The organism is Albidovulum litorale, from assembly GCF_025751495.1.
Classification (GTDB): Bacteria; Pseudomonadota; Alphaproteobacteria; order Rhodobacterales; family Rhodobacteraceae; genus Albidovulum; species Albidovulum litorale.
On sequence record NZ_JAOWKZ010000005.1, the window covers coordinates 338,332 to 358,172 of the forward strand.

Consider the following 19,841-nt stretch of genomic DNA (forward strand, 5'->3'; position numbering starts at 1 on the left):
CAAATACTTTTCAACCAGATGCCGCTACTTGGCGGGCCTTATGAAGGTGCCGTTCCTGAGGTCGGACATAGCCTGCATCAACTCGGCCTTGGTGTTCATCACGATGGGCCCATGCCAGGCGACAGGCTCTTCAAGCGGCGCGCCGGAGATCAGCAGGAATCGGATGCCGTGATCGCCCGCCTGCACCGTCACCTCGTCGCCGGTGCCAAAGCGGATCAGCGTACGGTTGCCCGACATGTCGCGGATATTGACCTCTTCACCCATCACCTCCTTTTCCAGCAGGACGCCCTGCGGGCGGGACGCGTCGGCAAAGCGTCCGGACCCTTCGAAGACATAGGCGAAGGCGCGGCGGTACGTGTCCACCTTGAAAGTCTTTTTCACGCCCGCCGGGACGGAGATGTCGAGGTATTGCGGATCGGCCGCGATCCCGTCTACGGGACCGGTTTTGCCCCAGAACGATCCAACAATCACCCGAACGACCGTGCCGTCGTCATCGGTGATTTCCGGAATGTCGGGTGATTTCACATCCTGATAGCGCGGGGTGGTCATCTTCAGCGAAGCGGGCAGGTTGGCCCAAAGCTGAAAACCATGCATCTGACCCTTGGCGTTCCCAAGCGGCATTTCCTGATGCATGATCCCTGACCCGGCGGTCATCCACTGCACATCGCCCGCGCCGAGCCGACCTGTATTGCCGAGGCTGTCGCCATGCTCGACGGCGCCCGCCAGCACATAGGTGATCGTCTCGATCCCGCGATGAGGGTGCCAGGGAAAGCCGCGTAGGTAATCCTCGGGCCTCTCGTTGCGGAAGTCGTCGAACAGCAGGAACGGGTCAAGTTCAGTCGGGTCCTGAAAGCCGAAGGCGCGGTGCAGGTGCACTCCGGCGCCTTCCATTGTCGGTCGGGCGGAGCGGGTTTCGAGAACGGGGCGGATCGACATTCGGGTTCTCCTGTTGCGACTGCTCTAATATAGAAGCAAAACGGCGGCGAAACATCGGGGGTTCAGCGCCCGATCTCAACATGGCTTGTGCTTCGGCGCACAGGGCGCGACGCGAGGAGATGTGGATGGAAGAGCGGCAGCCAGAGGTATTGGCCAGCATAACACCGTCAGGCCCGCGCCGGTTTTTTGCGACAGGCGTCATGGCAACGCTTGGGGTGCTGCTGGAACTTCTGGCCTTCCTGCGGCCACCTGAATCGGCGGGCCTGCAAATCATGCTTGTGGTTTTCGGCCTCATCGCGCTCGCGGGATGCGTCCGGATGTTCCGGGCAACGGGCCGCGGGCTGGTTCTGACAGATGAGGCGCTGATGGATACCGACGGCACGCTTGTCGCGCGGCTCGATCAGATCGAAAGCGTCGAGCGTGGTATTTTCGCCTTCAAACCATCGAACGGTTTCGTGCTGCGCTTGAAATCCGCACAGCCGCGGGTTTGGGCGCCGGGGCTTTGGTGGCGCCTGGGAAGGCGGGTCGGCGTTGGCGGTGTGATTTCCGGCAGCGAGGGGCGTGCGATGGCCGATCTCATTGCTGCACGCCGTGGTGCGGCGGGCGCCTCCTGAACGCAAAACGCCGCCTTAGGTCGGAGCGGGCGGCGTCGATGCTTGTTACCTCAGGCGGATCAGGTTCCGCTTGGATCGGGATCGGTTTCGACGGTCAGATTTATAGCGCCGTCGTCATGCACCTCGCCATCGGGATCGACGCTTGTGTCGTAGACGCAGGCTTCCAGCGACCCGTCATGACGGTTGAAGGGCACACAGGGTACAAAGCGCGGCCGCGTCGGTATGAACGTGGTGTACCAGTTCGCGTTCAGGCCAATGTTGAAGATCGGCTCATAGGCCATGTTAGTCTCGACAATGATCACGAAATCGCCTTCGGGCATCGTCGGAATCTGATTTTTCGCTGCCTGGATGCTGACATCCGAATGGCCCTGCTTGTTACCCGACGCATAGGACCAAGCGACCTTGTACTTGCTGTTGGTGGCGTCCCAGGAAACGCTGGAAACCCGGATCCAGGTCGGCTTGTTCGAGAAGGTCAGGTAGTCGAACAGAGTGTGCAGGCCTTCGATGTAATTGGAGTCGACCGACGTATTTTGACGTGAGACGAGGTCCGCAATCGTATAGGCGGCCTTCAGGTTGACGTTCTTCTGGCGGAACGCATCGAAGAACTGGAAAGAGGCGACGTACCACCACAAGAGCAGGATCGCAGCATAGAGCCCCTCGATCGGCATATTGCCCTCGGTTTCATCGGCAAACCTCGATGTACGCAGCTTCAGACGGGACATGATCGACATATCAGATCCCCCTGTCCGGTTCGTTCACAAAGGCGGAAGCTGACACCAGCGCATAAGCCCCGGTATTGTCCTTCGGCAGATGCATGCCCAGTCCGGTGGTCGGAAATACAGGATCAACCTTGATGCAGGCGCGGACTAGCATCATTTCGTCGCCTTCACCGGCGTCGAATTCGGGCATGTCCTCGGGTAGCATAGGGGCGGCACGGTCGACGCAGGCGGGACCCGATGAAAGCGGCTGCCAGGTCACCGTGCTGACGGGGCGAAGCTCCACCAGCATCGTATTCATGCAATCCGGAATGACGCCCGCTCGGTTGCAGACCAGCTTTTTGAACGTGTCATGCGTCGGGTTTTTCCAGTTCCCGAGGCGCAGGTCACGCACAGACAGATCAAGTGCGCGTTCCAGCATGACATGCCGCATCATGAGCACACCGATCTCGAGCGACGACATGATCAGCATCATGAAGAAAGGCAGGAACATGATGAAAGGGATGGTTGACGAACCTTCCTCGTCCCGGGCCTTGCGCGCAAGCCAGCCGCGCAGTGATGCTGTTAGACGGATCGTCACTGGGTAAGCCTCAACTTGTTGATCGACGTCGCAATATTAAAAAACGCGTCACTGATGCCGCTTGCCCCGGACACGGCGAAGTGATGAGACGGAGTGGTTGCGCAGTTCTGGAGCAGCTGCTGGCCAGAACTCGGCGCCTCGAACGAGATTGTGTAAATCCGCACCTTCTTGGACTTGGCGAGGTCGCACATGGCCGTCACCGTCGCGTCCTTGGCCGACGAATAGCCATTGTAAGGCGCGTTGCGGAAGTAGTTGCGCTGCGAACTCGACCCGGTTGCGTCGTAGACAATCTCATCCGCAAAGTACCGGATGGACATATCATTCCAAACCTCGGGCCAAGTCATCGGGACCGCTTCGCCAAGGTCGCCGCTGTTGTCCCCATAGGGTTCGACCATCCAGCTTTGAGTGTGGAACGAGTAGTATTTCTTGGAGCTCGAACGGTTCGGGTCGTAGTAGGAATACTGCCGCTTGTCGCCCGGCTGGTTGGATTGATACCAGGTGTTGGTGTAGAGGCGGCTGTCGACGCCGGTCGGCTTGCCTGAAAAGTCGTCATGCAGCCGGTATTCGGTCGTGTTCTGCCCGTCGGTCATCAGAACAATGACCTTGACCGCCTCGCCGTTGCCGCCGTCGGTGTCGAACGGATAGGGGCGGTCTTGGAATTCGGAGGGGAGTTGTTTGGCAGCGATCATGCCGTCCACAACGCCGGCCATTGAAGGATCGAGCAGCGCCGCGCCCCATTTCATGCCGATATCGATCGACGTGTTGCCTGCGGCGCTCAGGCCGTCGATATGGGTCTTAAGCGCGTCACGGTCGCCTCCGAAAGGAAGGATCTCGGCGCTGGACGTGTTGCGGCAGTTCAGGAGCGTCGTCGGACGGCTCTTGTAGAACGGATCGAAATGTCCGTTGCGCTGATAGACGCGGTCGCCAAGCTGCTTGCCGAAGTCGAGCGACGTGCGGTTGAAGTCTGCCGCGTTGAACTCGATGCAGTTTGAATAGTTGTGTTCAGCCGACAGGTTAAAATAGCTGGCAAGGTCGTCGCTCATCGCCACCTGGGTCGAGTAGGGAACGATCGAAATGGAGACTTTGCCGCCTTCAGTTCCGTCGAACATCTGGTCGACGAATTTCTTGGCCGCCGGCTTCAGGTTGACGAGGCGTTGGTTGCTGCCCATCGATCCCGAGATATCGAGGATCAGCGAAATCTCGATCTGGCCAATGCTTTCTTCGGCGATGGATGCGGCAGGCGTCGATAGCTTGTCTACGCCGACAAGCGCCATGAACCAGGTCGGCATCTGCTCGGACGTGTTCACCTGGACGCGGCGGAATTCGCCGTAAGCGCCCTCGGTCACGATGATCTCGTTGTCTGCGGGCGGCTTAAGGCCAGCCTTACGGAAATAGTCCTTGACTACTTCTTTCGGTGGCAAAGCCTGTTGCCGGTCAGCAGCGGCGAGCGAGGCCCGGTCTACCGTTGCCTGCAGGCGCGTCCGGCGTTCCTCGAAACGCATGAGGTCCAAAGAGATGCCGGCAAGAAGAAGCATCATCACAAAGGCGAACAGTCCGAAGATGATCAGAGACCCATCTTCCTCGCGCGAGAAACGCAGCATGGCAGTCCGAAGCGCCGGATTACCGCAAGCGCGATTTGCGGAGTTCGAACGCGCTCTGACGAGCTGTTTCATACCTAATCCTTCCTCAGACGCCGGGCTCGGTGGTGGCAGCGCTACTAAAGCAAGAGGCCGATGGATGACCCGAGCAGATAGATACCTCAGAAGTTGTGGCGAAATTTGGGCGCATATGTGAATGGATCGTTTATTGACGCCGGAGCTTCGCCCTATTTGCATAAAATGCCAGCCATCGTCTCTGACCGGCAAACAATCGCCGATGTCATGCGCGGTGCGAATCGACCGATAAAAGGAAAACCCCCGCACGACTTGCACTGTGTTGGGGCGTCGAAAGTCAGCCGTCGACCGGCATCTGGCTTGCCTTTCAACCCTTCTCTGGTAATCAAGTCGTAAGGGTAATGCTGTTGCATGGCCTCAATCGGGTGGGCGATCGGCTGTTTGCCGCTCTTTCAGCCATGATGACCGGTGTAACGCGAATTCAACAAACAGCGCCCGTGGACCAGTCAGGGAGAAAATGATGGCCTTCAAAGGGGAACCGAGCTTTCGGCAATCCGTTGACCTAATGTTTAACCGCGCGGTGAAGGTCATGGATCTGTCACCCGGGCTTGAAGAAAAGATCCGCGTCTGCAACTCGACCTATACTGTCCGCTTCGGGGTGCGCCTGCGTGGCGCGATCCATACGTTCACGGGTTACCGGTCCGTCCATTCCGAACATATGGAGCCGGTGAAAGGCGGCATCCGCTTTGCCACCTCGGTCAATCAGGACGAGGTGGAGGCGTTGGCCGCGCTGATGACCTATAAATGCGCCCTTGTGGAAACGCCGTTCGGCGGATCCAAGGGCGGTCTCTGCATCGACCCGCGCGAGTGGGAAGAGCATGAGATGGAACTGATCACCCGGCGCTTTGCCTATGAGCTGATCAAGCGTGACCTGATCAATCCGGCCCAGAACGTTCCCGCGCCGGATATGGGCACGGGCGAACGCGAGATGGCCTGGATTGTCGACCAGTACAAGCGGATGAACACGACCGACATCAACGGCGCGGCCTGTGTCACCGGCAAGCCCCTGAACGCGGGCGGCATCGCAGGCCGGGTCGAGGCGACGGGGCGGGGCGTTCAATATGCTTTGCGAGAGTTCTTCCGCCATCCGAAGGATATGGAGGCGGCGGGGCTCTCCGGCACGCTTGATGGCAAGCGCGTGGTCGTTCAGGGCCTCGGCAATGTGGGCTATCACGCGGCTCTCTTCCTTGCGACCGAGGACGGGGCACTCATCACCGGAATCATCGAGCGTGACGGCGCACTTGTGAATGACAAGGGAATGAACGTACAGGCCGTGCGCGACTGGATCACCGCCAATGGCGGCGTGAAGGGCTGCCCGGAGGGCACCTATGTCGAATATGGCACCAAGGTTTTGGAAGAGCCCTGCGACATCCTCATTCCGGCGGCGATGGAAGGTGTCATCAACCTTTCCAACGCGGAGAACATCAAGGCTCCGCTGATCATCGAGGCCGCGAACGGCCCGGTCACGGCGGGTGCGGACGAAATCTTGCGCAACAAAGGCACGCTGATTATCCCCGACATGTATGCCAACGCGGGCGGTGTGACCGTGTCCTACTTCGAATGGGTCAAGAACCTGTCCCACATCCGCTTCGGCCGCATGCAGCGGCGTCAGGAAGAAAGCCGCCACCAGCTTCTCATCGACGAGTTGGAGCGGTTGTCGTCTGACAAGGGGCTTGGCTGGACCCTGTCGCCGGGCTTCAAGGACCAATACCTGCGTGGCGCAGGCGAACTGGAACTGGTGCGCTCGGGTCTCGACGATACAATGCGGGCTGCCTACCAGTCGATCAGCGATGTCTGGCACAGCCGCAACGACGTGACCGACATGCGGATGGCGGCCTATATCGTCGCCATCGACCGCGTTGCCAAGAGCTATCGCTCGAAGGGCCTGTAGGGGCAGGGCAGGTCGTAAGGTGGGTTTCAACCTACCTTGCCGGTATCTTGCCGCAGACGCACCAAATGGACCGACGATGAGCATAATTGAAAAGGGCCGCCCAAGGGCGGCCCTTTCTTATTGCACCTTGCTTCGGCTCACTCGCGGTTGCCGAGGAACTGAAGCAGGAACATGAACATGTTGATGAAGTCGAGGTAGAGGTTCAGCGCCCCCATGATCGCCGACTTGCCAAGCCATTCCGCATCGCCGTGCTGGGCGTGCGCGATATAGGTGTTCTTGATGTTCTGCGTGTCATAAGCGGTCAGGCCCGCGAAGATCAGCACACCGATCGCCGAAATCGCAAGATGGATCATCGGCGAGCCGAGGAAGATGTTCACGATCGAGGCGACGATCAGGCCGATCACGCCCATGATCAGGAATGAGCCCCAACCCGAGATGTCCTTCTTCGTCGTGTAGCCCCAAAGCGAGAGGCCCGCGAAGGCGATTGCGGTGATCAGGAAGGTCTGGATGATCGAAAAGCCGGTGAAGACGGCGAAGATCCAGCTGATCGAGATGCCCATCGCGGCGGCGAATGTATAGAAGAAGAGCTGCGCGCCGGCCGCCGAGATGCGGTTGATCATCGCGCCGAAGGCAAAGACCATGACGAGCGGCAGGAACATCACCACCCATTTCAGCGGCGATGCGTACAGTGTCAGCCCGAAATCGGTCAGGTAACGGCCAGACCCGATCTCGGCCGCGGCAGCCGACGGATCAGCGGTCAGCGCAAGGTTGGAAATAGCCCAGGCTGCGGCCGCCGTGATCAGCATGCCCACGGACATCAGCCCGTAGACCTTGTTCATATGGGCGCGAAGCCCCTCGTCGATCGCAACGGTCCGTGCGCCGACCTGGCCGGTGCGGATCGTTTGAAAGTCAGCCATCAAAGCCTCCAGATGCGTTTCCCTGTGGGTAACGGCAATGCCGCTTCCCCCTCGCGGGAAATATCGGCAAGGATGACACGGATTTCAAGCGGTTCGGACCATTTCCGGGGCAATTAACGCTTCCAATGCGTCGGAACATCCCAAACCGGGCGCTCAGCTTCGCGCCGCGCATCCGCAGCCGTGACGCCGATATCGTCGAGAAGGTGGTCGCTCAATGCGTGCAGATCGCGGCGCTGGCGACGCAGGCTCACCATCGCGCGCAGCTTGCTGATCAGTCCGGGGCGGGTTGCGATATGCGAGCGGGAGAGGGCGTTTTCCATTTTTCACTCCTTTGTGTTTCGTGATGATTGAAAGCCGTTCGATCAAGAGACTTGATTTATATGCCGGTCTGTGATGAATATTGAAAACGAATGATTGTGTTGAAATTCATCAAGGAGTGTGATGATGCCCCGAAATCTGGACCTGACGGCCTTACGCGCCCTTGTCGCCGTTGCGGATTCCGGCGGTGTGACCCGGGCGGCCGGTCTTCTGAACCTTACCCAGTCGGCTGTTTCCATGCAGATCAAGCGGCTGGAGGAAGGGTTGGGGCAGAACTTCTTCACCCGCGCACAGCGAAAGCTGACCCTCACACCCGAAGGCGAGATGCTGGCCCAATACGCCCGCCGTATGCTGACGCTCAACGACGAGGCCTTGTCGCGGCTGACGGACGAGGATTGCCGGACGGAAATCCGTCTCGGCGTCCCGCATGACATCGTCTACCCGGCGATCCCGCGTGTCTTGCAGCAGCTCGCTGCGGTCTACCCCTGCGCCCGCATCAACCTTGTTTCCTCGTTCACGAACATGCTGAAAGACGGTTTTGCGAAGGGTGAGTTCGACCTCATCGTGACGACCGAGGAAGCGCCCGGAGAGGGCGGGGGTGTCATTGGCGAACTGCCTCTGGTCTGGGTCGGCGCGCCGGGCGGTGTGGCCTGGCACCAGCGGCCGCTGCGGCTTGGTTTCGAAGAGAATTGCCGTTTCCGGCCCATCGCTGTTGCCGCGCTGGATAAGGCCGGCATCCCGTGGGAGATGTCGTTCACCGGCCGTTCGAACGACACCATTCAGGCCATGGTGGCGGCTGATCTGGCTGTGACGGCGCGGATGCGTGGGCTTCTGCCAGAAGGCACGGCGGAAATTCGCGGCGCGGGCGAGCTGCCCTCGCTCGGCACGATGGGCATCTGCCTCTACGATGCCGGGGTCACCCGGGGTGAGGTGGTGGAGTGCCTGAAGGCTGAGATTGCCGAGGCCTATTCCGCATCGGCCACGCGAACGACGACCTTGCCGGTGGATTTGCGCTCGCGCAGGGTCGCCAACGCCTCGTCCGCCTTCTCCAGCGGAAATATGTGAGAGACATGCGGCCGGAGCCCGCCCTCTTCATACCAGCCGAATAGCGTGGACAGGCTGCCGGTCAGCACCTCGGGCCGGAACTTCAAGTAGCCTCCCCAGTAGAGGCCCAGCACTGAGATATTCTTGACGAGCAGGTGGTTGGCCGGGATTGGCGGCACCTTGCCGCTGGCAAAGCCGATCACGAGGATGCGGCCATCGGGTTTGGTGGCGCGGAACGCCGCCTCGAACTGGTCGCCGCCGATCGGATCATAGACGACATCAGCTCCACCGAGCGCGCGGACCGCGTCGCGCAGATTGTCGGCTTCGCTGTCGATAAGGTGGTCGGACCCGGCAGCTTGCGCCGCCGCCAGTTTCTCCGCCCCCCTCGCACAGGCGATGACACGGGCACCCATGCGTTTTCCGATCTCCACCGCCGTCAAACCGACCCCGCCTGCCGCACCAAGGACCAGCAGCGTCTCGCCCGGTTGCAGCCGGGCCTTGTGATCCAGCGCCACATGGCTGGTGCCGTAAGTAATCTGAAATGCGGCGGCATCCTCAAAGGACATCGCCTCGGGCAGGGGAATGCAGCGTATGGCGGGAAAGCAACCATATTCGGCCAGCCCGCCACAATTCGCATAAACCGCAACCCGGGTGCCGGGAGGTGGGCCGTCAACGCCCGGGCCGAGCTTGTCTATCCAGCCGGCAGGTTCCATCCCCAATGTCAGAGGCGGATCAGGGCGTTCCTGATACTTGCCCTCAACCATCAGGAGATCGGCGAAGTTCAGTCCGCAGGTGGCGATGCGCAACCGGACCTCTCCTTTGCCGGGTTCCGGCACGGCTTGGTCGCCGAGTGCGGGGGCGATGCCGAACCGATCGATGCCGAACGCCTTCATCCAAATTCTCCGTTCCGGTGGCCGCGCTGCGGTGCGTATTCGCATGGGGACCATATCCGCGGTGGTCAAATGATTCTATAGGGTTACGCTACGTCATTGATTGCGAATTGATAAATATAAGTACGCAAACATTCGCAAATTGCATTGCAAAATGCAAAGTAACCTCTGGGAGAGCGTGGTTTTGAACGAGTGCGTTCAGATTGAGTGCCGGGGCATGTCTAAAAAGACAGGTCGAGTACATCCTTAAGATGAGTTATTCCTTGGGAGTGCAGTTTTTTGCTTATGGCGTAAGTGAACAGTGAATGTAGCAAGAAAATTGCGGTTTAAGTGGTGACGGAATATTGGAGAAGACAATGAAACACCCCGTTGATGTGCATGTCGGCAAGCGCGTCCGGCACCGGCGCTGGATGGTGGGCATGACCCAGCAGCAGCTCGCGGACAAGGTGGGCATCAAATTCCAACAGATTCAGAAATACGAAACCGGAATGAACCGGATTTCGGCCTCGCGGCTCTGGGACATTTCCGACGCACTTGGCGTGCCGATCAGCTTCTTCTTCGAAGGGCTCGACTCGCGCAACAGCGTTGTCGAAGAGATCGATGGGGACATCCTGGCGGATAAGGAAGCGCTGATGCTTGTGCGCTCCTACTATGCGATCCCCGAAGCGCAGCGCCGCCGGTTATTCGACCTTGCAAAGGTTCTTTCAGACGTCGCCTGACGCGGCTTGACCCGACGGGGCGTTGGGGGATACCGCTGGCGCGAACCAGCCGAGGTCCCCGATGCGCCCCATTCCCGAGACCGAACGTGCCGCGTTGATCGCGACCGCCCATGCTCTGGCCGATGCCGCGCGCGCGGCGACGCTGGAGCATTTTCGTTCTGACGGTCTGTCGGCCATCACCAAAGTGGACACGCATTTCGATCCGGTAACAGTTGCCGACCGGGCTGCTGAGGAACGGATGCGTGCGATCCTTGCCGAGCTCAGGCCGAATGACGGTATCCTTGGTGAGGAATACGGGGCAAGCACCGGGACTTCGGGGCTTACTTGGGTGCTCGACCCGATTGATGGCACGCGGGGTTATCTGTCAGGCACGCCGACATGGGGCGTGCTAATCGCGGTTGGCGACGAACACGGCCCGCTCTTTGGTATCATCGACCAGCCCTATATCGGCGAACGTTTTGCAGGCGGGTTCGGGCAGGCGGGTCTTTCCGGGCCGCATGGACCCCGGACTTTGAAGACGCGTCCGGCGCGGTCGCTGAGCGAGGCGATCCTGTTCACCACCTTCCCTGAGGTCGGAACGAAGGATGAGCGTGCCGCTTTCCACCGGTTGTCGGTCGATGTCCGGCTGACCCGCTACGGAATGGATTGTTACGCCTATGCGCTGGTCGCTTCCGGGCAGGTCGATCTGGTCGTCGAGGCGGGATTGCAGCCCTACGACATTCAGGCGCCGATCGCTGTGATCGAGGCGGCGGGCGGTATCGTCACCGACTGGCAGGGCGGGCCAGCACATCAGGGCGGCAGAGTGCTTGCCGCCGCCAATGTTGAAATACACCGGTTGGCGATTGAACGGCTTAACGGCTGAGGTAATTGTCCCGAAAATCTTGAAGGCGTTTCTCGTCCGCCTCTCTGGCCGGACTGACACTTACGTTCTATGATCTCGGACGCCGAGGCGAGTCCTTCCCCCTTCTGTCGTCCGGCCGTTCCCGCATCGCCGAAGGGGTGGCAAAGGGGAACATATGTCTGAAATCCTGATCCGTAATGCCGATGCCGTGGCGACGATGAATGCCGCGCGCGCCGAACTGGCCGGAGGTGACGTCCTGATCCGGGGCGGCATCATAGCCGAAGTGGGGCAGGGGCTGGCAACTACCGGAGAGGTTATCGAGGCGCGCGGTTGTGTGGTGACGCCGGGCCTTGTGAATACCCATCACCACCTCTACCAGACCCTCACCCGCGCCGTGCCGGGTGGGCAAGACGCGCTTCTATTCGGTTGGCTTAAAACGCTCTACCCGATCTGGTCGCGCTTCGGGCCCGAGGAGATGCGGGTCTCGGCGCTGGCGGGTCTTGCCGAACTGGCACTGTCGGGCGGTACGCTGACATCGGACCATCTTTATCTCTACCCGAACGGGTCCCGGCTGGAGGACACGATCGACGCAGCGCGCGAGATCGGCCTCAGGTTCCACCCGACACGCGGCGCGATGTCTATCGGGGAAAGCGCGGGCGGGTTGCCACCCGACAGTCTCGTTGAGGATGAGGCGGCGATTCTGAAGGATATGGAGCGGGTGGTGGACGCGTTTCACGACCCCGCCGAGGGCGCGATGGTCCGCGTCGGTCTCGCCCCCTGTTCGCCCTTCTCCGTCAGCCGCGACCTGATGCGAGAGGCCGCGCTGCTGGCGCGCGACAAGGGGGTGATGCTGCACACTCATCTGGCCGAGAATGACGAAGACATCGCCTATTCTCTGGAAAAGTTCGGCTGCCGCCCCGGCCAGTATGCCGAAGATCTGGGTTGGACCGGCGTGGATGTCTGGCACGCCCATTGCGTGAAACTCGACGCGGGCGAGATCGGCCTCTTCGCCCGGTCCCGCACCGGCGTGGCCCATTGCCCCTGTTCGAACTGCCGCCTTGGCTCCGGCATCGCGCCGGTGCGGTCCATGCGCGATGTCGGCGTCAAGGTGGGGTTGGGCGTCGATGGCTCTGCCTCGAACGACGCGGGCAACCTGGTTGCCGAGGCGCGGCAGGCGATGCTGTTGCAGCGGGTGGCGAATGGCGCCGATGCGATGTCAGCGCGCGAGGCGCTGGAGATTGCGACGCTGGGCGGCGCGCAGGTGCTGGGGCGGACGGATTGCGGGTCGCTGGAACGCGGTAAACGCGCCGATATCGCGATATGGGACATGTCGGGGATCGAGGCCGCTGGCAGCTGGGACCCCGTTGCGGCGCTGCTTCTCTGTGGCCCAACGCGGGTGCGCGATCTTTTCGTTGAAGGGCGGCAGGTCGTGCGCGACGGTCATATCACGACGCTTGATTTTCCGCGCGTCATCGAGACCCAGAACCGTCTTGCACGGCGGCTGATGGTGTAAGGGGGCTTCCAGCCCCCTCTTGCCGCTCGCGCGGCAATTCACCCCTCGGGAGTGTTTTCCGACAGAAAGTTATCAAGCCCGGTCAGAGCAGGCGGCCGTTCACCCAGACCGCCTTCACCGCGCGGTCGTCGCCCATCATGATCGTCGGGAAGAGCGCTTCCCAGATATCGCCCGCGCGGGCCGCGCGCTGGGCGATGGCGGGGGTGGAGGCGAGGTCGATGACAGCTATGTCGGCCTCCATCCCCACCGCGATATTGCCGATCCGGTCATCCGTGCGCAGCGACCGCGCCGCACCCTGCGTGGCCAGCCACCACAGCTCGGCCGGGTGCAGCGGGCGGCCACGCAGTTGTGCGACCTCATAAGCGGCGGCCATGGTGCGCAGCATGGAAAAGGACGACCCGCCGCCCGTATCCGTTGCCAGACCGATCCGGTGACCGGCGGCCGAGAGCCCGTCCATGTCGAACAGCCCCGAGCCGATGAAGGTGTTCGAGGTCGGGCAATGAATGAGGCTCGCATCGACCTCTTTCAACCGGTCGATTTCGCGTGGCTCCAGATAGATCGCATGGCCGAAGAGCGCACCGGGGCCTACGAGGCCATGCGCCTCGTAGGTGTCGAGATAATCGCGCGCCGTCGGGAAGAGCGATTTGACCCAGGCGACCTCGTCGGTCTGCTCCGAGAGATGCGTCTGCATCAGGCAATCGGGATGCTCGGCCCAGAGCGCGCCCATCGCAGAGAGTTGCTCAGGTGTCGAGGTCGGCGAAAAGCGCGGCGTCACGACATAGGAGAGCCGGTCCACCCCATGCCATTTCTGCAAGAGCCGCTTGCTGTCGTCATAGGCCGTCCGCGCGGTATCCGTCAGCCCGTCCGGCGCGTTCCGGTCCATGCAGGTCTTGCCCGCATAGGCGCGCAAACCCCGCGTCCGGGCCTCGCCAAAGAACGCGTCAACGCTTTCGGGGTGGATCGTGCAGTAGGAACAGACCGTCGTGGTGCCGTTCGACAGCGTCAGTTCGAAATACCGCGCCGCGATCTCGGCCGCATAGGCCGGGTCAGCGAATTTCATCTCTTCGGGAAAGGTATAGCTGTTAAGCCAGTCGATCAGCCTCTTGCCCCAGCTCGCGATCATCGCGGTCTGGGGGTAGTGGACATGGGCATCAACGAAACCGGCAGAGATCAGCGCATCGCCGTAATCCGTGACACGTGTTTGCGGGTTGGCGCGGCGCAGGTCGTCAGCCTCGCCCATCGCGACGATCTTTCCGCCATCGACAAGCACCCCGCCGCGCGCACTGTGAAGTGCCGCGCCCAAGCCTTCGGTCATCGGATTGCCCCCGAAGCTCAGCACCTGTCCGATCAGGAGGTCCGCCATCTTTCCCACCTTCGCATTTCCGTTGCGCGCACAGTCTAAGCATTTGGCGGGCGCGGGGGAATCCGCCCTTTGCCCCTGTTTCTTTGAAACTCCTTCCGATAATGTCGCGGTAATCACGCAAGGGGGCAGCATGGCGGAAATCGAGGAAGAGGTCGTCGAACGGGACGAGGACGACTATTCCCTCGATCCCGAGATCGTCGATGCGATCCTCGAAGCCGTCGAGACCGGCGATGCGGCGAGCATCGACGAGTTGATGGAACCCCTTCACGCGGCCGATATCGCCGACCTTTTTGAACAGATCGGATCGGCCGACCGGGCGGCGCTGATCGGTCTCTGGTCGCGTGGCATTGACGGCGAGATCCTGTCGGAACTCGACGAATCCATCCGAGAAGAGGTGATCGAGCTTCTGCCGCACGAGGTCCTTACCGAGGCGGTGCGGGAACTCGACTCCGACGATGTCGTCGACCTGATCGAAGACCTTGAGGAGCCGCAGCAGGAACGAATCCTCGGTGCGCTGGAGGACAGTGACCGGGCCGCGGTCGAACAGTCACTGACCTATCCGGAATACTCCGCCGGTCGTCTGATGCAGCGCGAGGTAGTGACGGCGCCAGATGACTGGACGGTCGGGCAGGCGATTGATTTCCTGAGAAATGCCAAGGAATTGCCGGATCAGTTCTACCATGTGATCCTGATCGATCCGCGCTGGCACCCTACGGGCTATGTGACGCTTGGCAAGCTTCTGTCGTCCAAGCGCGCGGTGCAGCTGACCGATATCACCGAGGACAGCTTCCGCACCATCGACGTGATGGAGGAGGAAGGCGACGTCGCCTATGCCTTCAACCAATACCACCTGATCTCGGCCCCGGTCGTGGATGCCGATGACCGGCTGGTCGGTGTCATCACAATCGACGACGCGATGGCCGTGCTTGATGAGGAACATGAGGAAGACATCCTGCGTCTGGCCGGTGTGGGCGAGGGGTCCCTTTCGGACAGCGTGGTCGAGACGACGAAGCAGCGTCTGCCGTGGCTGGCTGTGAACCTCGTGACCGCCATTCTTGCCTCTATCGTCATCGCCCAGTTCGAAGGGGTGATCGCGCAGATCGTGGCGCTGGCCGTCCTGATGCCCATCGTCGCCTCAATGGGCGGCAATGCCGGGACGCAGGCCCTGACGGTTGCGGTGCGCGCCATAGCCACCCGCGACCTCACGGGGTCCAACGTCTGGCGGGTTGTCCGGCGCGAGGCGGCAGTGGGTTTGGTAAATGGCGTCATCTTCGCAATCGTCATGGGCACGGTTGGCTGGATCTGGTTCGGCTCGGCAATGATCGGCGTGGTGCTGGCTGCCGCAATGGTGGTCAATCTTGTCGTTGCCGGGCTGGCGGGCATCCTCGTGCCCGTGGCACTGGAAAAGGCAGGTGTAGACCCCGCGTTGGCCTCGGGCGCTTTCGTGACGACGGTGACCGATGTCGTGGGGTTCTTCGCCTTCCTCGGACTGGCGGCAATGGTGCTTTTGTGACGTTGACGGAAATCAAGAAAAACGCGCGGGCAGAGGCATTCGCCCGCCGCAAGGATGCCTTTGCGGCGCGGTCGGCGGCGGATTGCGACCGGCTAAAAACGGTACTGGTCGACCACGCGGGTAAGGTGCTGGCAGGCTATATGCCTATGCGGACCGAGATCGATTGCCTGCCCGCGATGGCGGCCCATGCTGGCCCCGTGGGCGTGCCGGTGATCCTCGCCGCCGCGACGCCGCTGAAGTTCCGCAGATGGAGCGCGGATGCGACGATGGTCGCGGGTGAGTTCGGCGCGCTTATTCCCGAAACCGGCGACTGGGTGGAGCCCGATGTGCTAATCGTGCCGCTTCTGGCCTTTGACCGGCGCGGCTACCGGCTAGGGTATGGCGGCGGGTTCTATGATCGGACACTTGAGGGGCTCAGATCGCGAAAGCCGGTGGTCGCCATCGGCTTTGCCTTCTCGGCGCAGGAAGTTGATGAGGTGCCGATTGAGCCGACGGATGAGCCGCTCGATTTGATCGTGACCGAGCGTGAGATATTCAAGCCTGCCCATTGAGCAGACCAAATTCTTCTACGCGCGGTGATTTCCAGAAGATCTGCAGGCAGCGGCATTGATCAGGCAGCGCGTGGCGTGACCCGCGTGCTGCGCAATCGCGGCCCTTGCCCTTATGCGCGCCGCACCTTACGCAGGGCGCATGAGACTGCTTTTCCTTGGCGATGTTGTGGGGCGGACGGGCCGCGCGGGGATCACCCAGCGTCTGCCGGGCTTGCGTGCGGATTGGGGCCTCGATTTCGTCGTGGTCAACGGGGAGAACGCGACCTCTGGCGCGGGGCTTTCCGCCGCTCACGCCATAGCGCTGCTGGAGGCCGGGGCGGATTGTGTCACCCTTGGCGACCATGCGTTCGATCAGAAGGACATGCTGTCGTTCATCGAGACGGAATCGCGTATCCTGCGCCCGCTGAACTATGCCAAGACTGCCCCGGGCAAGGGTGCGCGGGTCTTTGAGACACGTAACGGGCGCAAGGTGCTGGTCGCACAGGTACTGGGGCAGGTTTTCATGAAGCGGCCCTTTGCTGACCCGTTTTCGGCCATCGAGACGGTGCTGAAGACCCATCCCCTTGGCGGGGCGGTGCAGGCTTCCATCGTGGAGATCCACTGCGAGGCGACGAGCGAGAAGATGGGCATGGGGCATTGGTGCGACGGGCGGGCAAGCCTTGTCGTCGGTGCCCATACCCATATCCCCACGGCGGATGCGCAGATCCTGCCGGGCGGCACGGCGTTTCAAGCCGATGCTGGCATGTGCGGCGATTACAATTCCGTCATCGGCATGGAGAAGCTGGAGCCGATGCGCCGATTCGTCACCGGTATGCAAAAGGAGCGCTTCACGCCCGCAAATGGCGAGGCGACGCTCTGCGGCACCTATGTGGAAACCGATGACCGCACCGGCAAGGCCACAAAGGTGCGGATGATCCGCATCGGCGGTCGGCTGGACGAGGCGCGGCCCTGATGCAGGCCCGCTGGCTGTTTCTGGCCTTGATCGTGATCGGAACGAGCTGGGGCCTGACGACGCCGCTTGCGAAGTTCATCATTCTCGGCGGCTACCGCCATTTCGGCATCATCTTCTGGCAGCTGGTCATCGCCTGCCTGATGCTAGGCGGTTGGCTGGTCTTTCGCGGGAGGAGCCTGCCCGTTCACCGCGCGGCCCTCGTGCGCTATGCGTTCATCGCGATCATGGGGACGATTCTGCCCAATGCCGCCTTCTTCTACGCTCAGGAAGGGCTGCCCGCCGGACTGGTCGCTGTCTTCATCGCGTTGGTGCCGATGTTCGCCTTGCCGCTGGCGCTGGCCTTTAGGCTGGAACGGCCGGAGCCTGTACGGTTTCTCGGCATCGTCGCGGGGCTTGCCGGTATCCTGATGATCGTCCTGCCCGAGGCGAGCCTGCCTGACACGGCGGCGCTTGCCTTCGTGCCCGTTGCATTGGCCTGTGCCTTCTTCTACGCGATGGAGGCGACGGGGCTTGGGAAACTCGGAACGGCCGGGCTCGGCCCCGTCGAGCTTTTGGCCGGGGCATCGCTTATGGGCCTGATCCCGGCGCTGGCGCTGGCGCTGCTGACCGACAGCTGGATCACCCCCGCTTTGCCGTTGACCCGCGCCGACGCCGCGCTCGTTGCCACGGCGGCGATCCATGCGGTGGCCTATGCAGGCTATGTCTGGGTCGTCGGCCATGGCGGCGCGGTTTTTGCCGCGCAGGTCAGCTATCTTGTGACAGGGACCGGCGTACTCTGGTCGATGCTGATCCTCGGCGAGCGCTATTCGCTCTGGGTCTGGGGCGCGCTTGCCGTGGTCTTTCTCGGGCTCTTCCTCGTCCAGCCCCGGCCCGCGCGGCGGGATGACAGCGTGCTTGCCCTGCCCATGGGGGAGGGTAATATCGCACTCCACGACATGCAGGATCATTGAATGATCGACCTTCCCCTTTCGGCTGATGGCCGGGCCATTTTCACGCTTCTGATCGTTTTGGGCATGTTCGTCATGTTCGTGCGCGAACGCTATCCGGTCGAGGTCGTGGCAATCGGCGGTGCGGCGCTCTGCCTTGTCTTCGGGCTTCTGCCCTATGAACTGGGGCTTCAGGCGCTTACCAATCCCGCTCCATGGACCATCACCGCGATGTTCCTGATCATGGGGGCGCTTGTCCGGACTGGCACGCTGGAATGGCTGACCCAGACGGCCGAGGCGAATGCCGATCACCGGCCCACGGTGACGCTGGTTATTCTCTTTGGCTTTGTGGCGCTGGCCTCTGCCTTTCTCAACAACACGCCGGTCGTTGTTGTGATGATCCCGGTTATGGTCTCCATCGCGAGGCGGCTGAATGTGTCGCCCTCCAAGCTCTTGATCCCGCTTTCCTATGCCGCGATCCTCGGCGGCACGATGACGCTGATCGGGACGTCGACCAACCTGCTGGTCGATGGTGTCGCGCGGAATTCCGGCATCGAACCCTTCACCATCTTCGAGATCACGCCGCTTGGCGCGATCCAGGTCTTTATCGGCATGATCTATGTTGCTGTAATCGGCCGGCGGCTTTTGCCCGACCGGCAGTCGATGGGCGTGATGCTGGCGGACCGCCGCAAGCTGAAATTCTTTACCGAGGTTGCCCTTCCCGAGGATAGCAAGCTGATCGGTCAGCCTGTGCTGGAGGTCGATCTGTTCAAACGCTCCGGCGTGCGGGTGATCGACGTGCTGCGCGGCGACGCGTCATTGCGGCGCGATCTGGCGCCGGTCGTGCTGCAGGCAGGTGACCGGGTCGTCCTACGCACCGAGATGGCCGAACTTCTTGGCATGCAGGACAACCGCGACATCCGGCTGGTGGACAAGCTCTCCTCGGTCCAGACCGAGACGGTGGAGGTTCTGATCTCCCCCGGCTGCCGCATGGTCGGACGCTCGCTTGGCGAATTGCGCCTGCGCCGCCGTTACGGGGTCTACCCGCTGGCGGTGCACCGGCGGAACCAGAATATCGGCCGTCAGCTCGACGATTTGGTGGTGGTCGTGGGCGATACGCTTTTGCTGGAAGGCGCGCCCGAAGATATCCAGCGGCTGGCGGCCGATATGGAACTTGTCGACGTATCGAAGCCCACGGTGAAGGCCTATCGCCGAAAGATGGCGCCCGTGGCCTTCGGCGTGCTGGCGGGCATCGTGGTTCTGTCCGGGCTCGGCGTCGCGCCGATTCTGGCCCTGTCGGTCGTTGGGGTGGCCGTCGTGCTGATCACCCGCTGTATCGACGCGGAAGAGGCGTTTTCCTTCATCGAGGGGCGTCTGCTGGCGCTGATCTTCTCGATGCTCGCGGTGGGAGCAGCGCTCGACGAGACCGGCGCGGCGCGGCTGCTGGTCGGCTGGATCAGCCCGGCGCTGACCGATCTGCCGCCGCAACTGGTGATCCTCGCGGTCTACATGCTGGCGATGGTCCTGACCGAGATCGTGTCGAACAATGCCGTTGGCGTGATCTTCACCCCCGTTGCGGTCGAACTCGGCAATTCGCTGGGGCTCGACCCGCGCGGCCTGGTCGTCGCGGTGATGTTCGCGGCCTCGGCGGCCTTTTCCACGCCCATCGGATATCAGACCAATATGCTGGTCTATGGGCCGGGCGGGTACCGGTTCACCGACTATCTCAAGGTCGGTATCCCGCTGAACCTGACGCTCGCCATCACCGCGAGCTTCCTGATCCCGATCTTCTGGCCGCTTTGAGGATACCCTTATGCGGTGTGTGCCTGAGCGGCGGCGGGTTCCCCGCTGCCGCGAGGTATATCTTCGCGCCGGAACGGCGCG

At 61.8% G+C, this 19,841-nt stretch carries 19 protein-coding genes; 11 read left to right on the forward strand and 8 right to left on the reverse strand.

The genetic code is table 11. From position 1 onward, the window contains the following. Positions 1-24: 24 nt before the first annotated feature. On the reverse strand, positions 25-936 hold the full coding sequence (locus tag OEZ71_RS19520; RefSeq protein WP_263741757.1) for a pirin family protein: 912 nt from the start codon (positions 934-936) through the stop codon (positions 25-27). A 200-nt stretch (positions 937-1,136) separates the two neighbouring features. Here OEZ71_RS19520 and OEZ71_RS19525 point away from each other — a divergent pair, with 200 nt between their 5' ends. Then, positions 1,137-1,550, forward strand: coding sequence for a hypothetical protein (locus tag OEZ71_RS19525; protein ID WP_263741758.1), 414 nt, complete (start codon positions 1,137-1,139; stop codon positions 1,548-1,550). A 59-nt stretch (positions 1,551-1,609) separates the two neighbouring features. Here OEZ71_RS19525 and OEZ71_RS19530 read toward each other — a convergent pair whose 3' ends face one another. The 3 genes from OEZ71_RS19530 to OEZ71_RS19540 form a co-directional block, all read right to left on the reverse strand. Beyond that, positions 1,610-2,281 carry a TadE/TadG family type IV pilus assembly protein gene (locus OEZ71_RS19530; RefSeq protein ID WP_263741759.1) on the reverse strand — a complete coding sequence of 224 codons (672 nt, stop codon included), beginning with the start codon at positions 2,279-2,281 and terminating at the stop codon, positions 1,610-1,612. 1 nt (position 2,282) lies between these two features. Beyond that, positions 2,283-2,759 (reverse strand): TadE/TadG family type IV pilus assembly protein, encoded by a 477-nt coding sequence (locus OEZ71_RS19535; RefSeq protein WP_263741760.1) that lies wholly within the window; start codon positions 2,757-2,759, stop codon positions 2,283-2,285. 83 nt (positions 2,760-2,842) lie between these two features. After that, entirely contained in the window at positions 2,843-4,777 is a 1,935-nt protein-coding gene (locus tag OEZ71_RS19540) for a TadE/TadG family type IV pilus assembly protein (RefSeq protein WP_263741761.1), read from the reverse strand. A gap of 202 nt (positions 4,778-4,979) precedes the next feature. Here OEZ71_RS19540 and OEZ71_RS19545 point away from each other — a divergent pair, with 202 nt between their 5' ends. Further along, entirely contained in the window at positions 4,980-6,410 is a 1,431-nt protein-coding gene (locus tag OEZ71_RS19545; RefSeq protein WP_263741762.1) for a Glu/Leu/Phe/Val family dehydrogenase, read from the forward strand. Positions 6,411-6,547: 137 nt separating this feature from the next. On the opposite strand, the gene OEZ71_RS19550 is transcribed toward OEZ71_RS19545, so the two are convergent. Then, the gene (locus tag OEZ71_RS19550) at positions 6,548-7,327 is read right to left on the reverse strand and encodes a Bax inhibitor-1/YccA family protein (RefSeq protein ID WP_263741763.1); all 780 of its coding nucleotides are present in this window, start codon (positions 7,325-7,327) and stop codon (positions 6,548-6,550) included. Positions 7,328-7,440: 113 nt separating this feature from the next. Beyond that, positions 7,441-7,647, reverse strand: coding sequence for a DUF1127 domain-containing protein (locus tag OEZ71_RS19555; protein WP_263741764.1), 207 nt, complete (start codon positions 7,645-7,647; stop codon positions 7,441-7,443). Between the two features lie 124 nt (positions 7,648-7,771). Between OEZ71_RS19555 and OEZ71_RS19560 the strand changes: the two genes are divergently transcribed. Further along, a complete protein-coding gene (locus OEZ71_RS19560; protein WP_263741765.1) occupies positions 7,772-8,710 on the forward strand; it encodes a LysR family transcriptional regulator in 939 nt (312 codons plus the stop codon). Here OEZ71_RS19560 and OEZ71_RS19565 read toward each other — a convergent pair. Then, entirely contained in the window at positions 8,611-9,582 is a 972-nt protein-coding gene (locus OEZ71_RS19565; RefSeq protein WP_263741766.1) for an NADPH:quinone oxidoreductase family protein, read from the reverse strand. The genes OEZ71_RS19560 and OEZ71_RS19565 overlap by 100 nt on opposite strands. A gap of 353 nt (positions 9,583-9,935) precedes the next feature. Between OEZ71_RS19565 and OEZ71_RS19570 the strand changes: the two genes are divergently transcribed. The 3 genes from OEZ71_RS19570 to OEZ71_RS19580 all read left to right on the forward strand — a co-directional run bounded on the left by OEZ71_RS19570 (position 9,936) and on the right by OEZ71_RS19580 (position 12,652). Beyond that, positions 9,936-10,298 carry a helix-turn-helix domain-containing protein gene (locus OEZ71_RS19570; RefSeq protein ID WP_263741767.1) on the forward strand — a complete coding sequence of 121 codons (363 nt, stop codon included), beginning with the start codon at positions 9,936-9,938 and terminating at the stop codon, positions 10,296-10,298. A gap of 61 nt (positions 10,299-10,359) precedes the next feature. Next, positions 10,360-11,160, forward strand: a complete 801-nt coding sequence (gene hisN / locus OEZ71_RS19575) for a histidinol-phosphatase (RefSeq protein WP_263741768.1) — start codon at positions 10,360-10,362, stop codon at positions 11,158-11,160. A 154-nt stretch (positions 11,161-11,314) separates the two neighbouring features. After that, the gene (locus OEZ71_RS19580) at positions 11,315-12,652 is read left to right on the forward strand and encodes an 8-oxoguanine deaminase (protein WP_263741769.1); all 1,338 of its coding nucleotides are present in this window, start codon (positions 11,315-11,317) and stop codon (positions 12,650-12,652) included. A gap of 82 nt (positions 12,653-12,734) precedes the next feature. Here the strand turns inward: OEZ71_RS19580 and guaD are convergent, their stop codons facing one another. Next, complete coding sequence (gene guaD, locus OEZ71_RS19585) at positions 12,735-14,015, reverse strand: guanine deaminase (RefSeq protein WP_263741770.1); 1,281 nt, start codon at positions 14,013-14,015, stop codon at positions 12,735-12,737. Positions 14,016-14,145: 130 nt separating this feature from the next. Between guaD and mgtE the strand changes: the two genes are divergently transcribed. From mgtE to OEZ71_RS19610, 5 genes are all read left to right on the forward strand, one after another. Then, complete coding sequence (mgtE, locus tag OEZ71_RS19590) at positions 14,146-15,528, forward strand: magnesium transporter (RefSeq protein ID WP_263741771.1); 1,383 nt, start codon at positions 14,146-14,148, stop codon at positions 15,526-15,528. Further along, a complete protein-coding gene (locus tag OEZ71_RS19595) occupies positions 15,525-16,079 on the forward strand; it encodes a 5-formyltetrahydrofolate cyclo-ligase (RefSeq protein ID WP_263741772.1) in 555 nt (184 codons plus the stop codon). The genes mgtE and OEZ71_RS19595 overlap by 4 nt, the downstream gene beginning before the upstream one ends. Before the next feature lie 139 nt (positions 16,080-16,218). Then, positions 16,219-17,031 carry a TIGR00282 family metallophosphoesterase gene (locus OEZ71_RS19600; RefSeq protein ID WP_263741773.1) on the forward strand — a complete coding sequence of 271 codons (813 nt, stop codon included), beginning with the start codon at positions 16,219-16,221 and terminating at the stop codon, positions 17,029-17,031. Beyond that, entirely contained in the window at positions 17,031-17,981 is a 951-nt protein-coding gene (locus OEZ71_RS19605) for a DMT family transporter (protein WP_263741774.1), read from the forward strand. Before OEZ71_RS19600 ends, OEZ71_RS19605 begins: the two co-directional genes overlap by 1 nt. Further along, positions 17,982-19,760, forward strand: a complete 1,779-nt coding sequence (locus OEZ71_RS19610; RefSeq protein WP_263741775.1) for an SLC13 family permease — start codon at positions 17,982-17,984, stop codon at positions 19,758-19,760. The last annotated feature ends 81 nt before the right edge of the window (positions 19,761-19,841 follow it).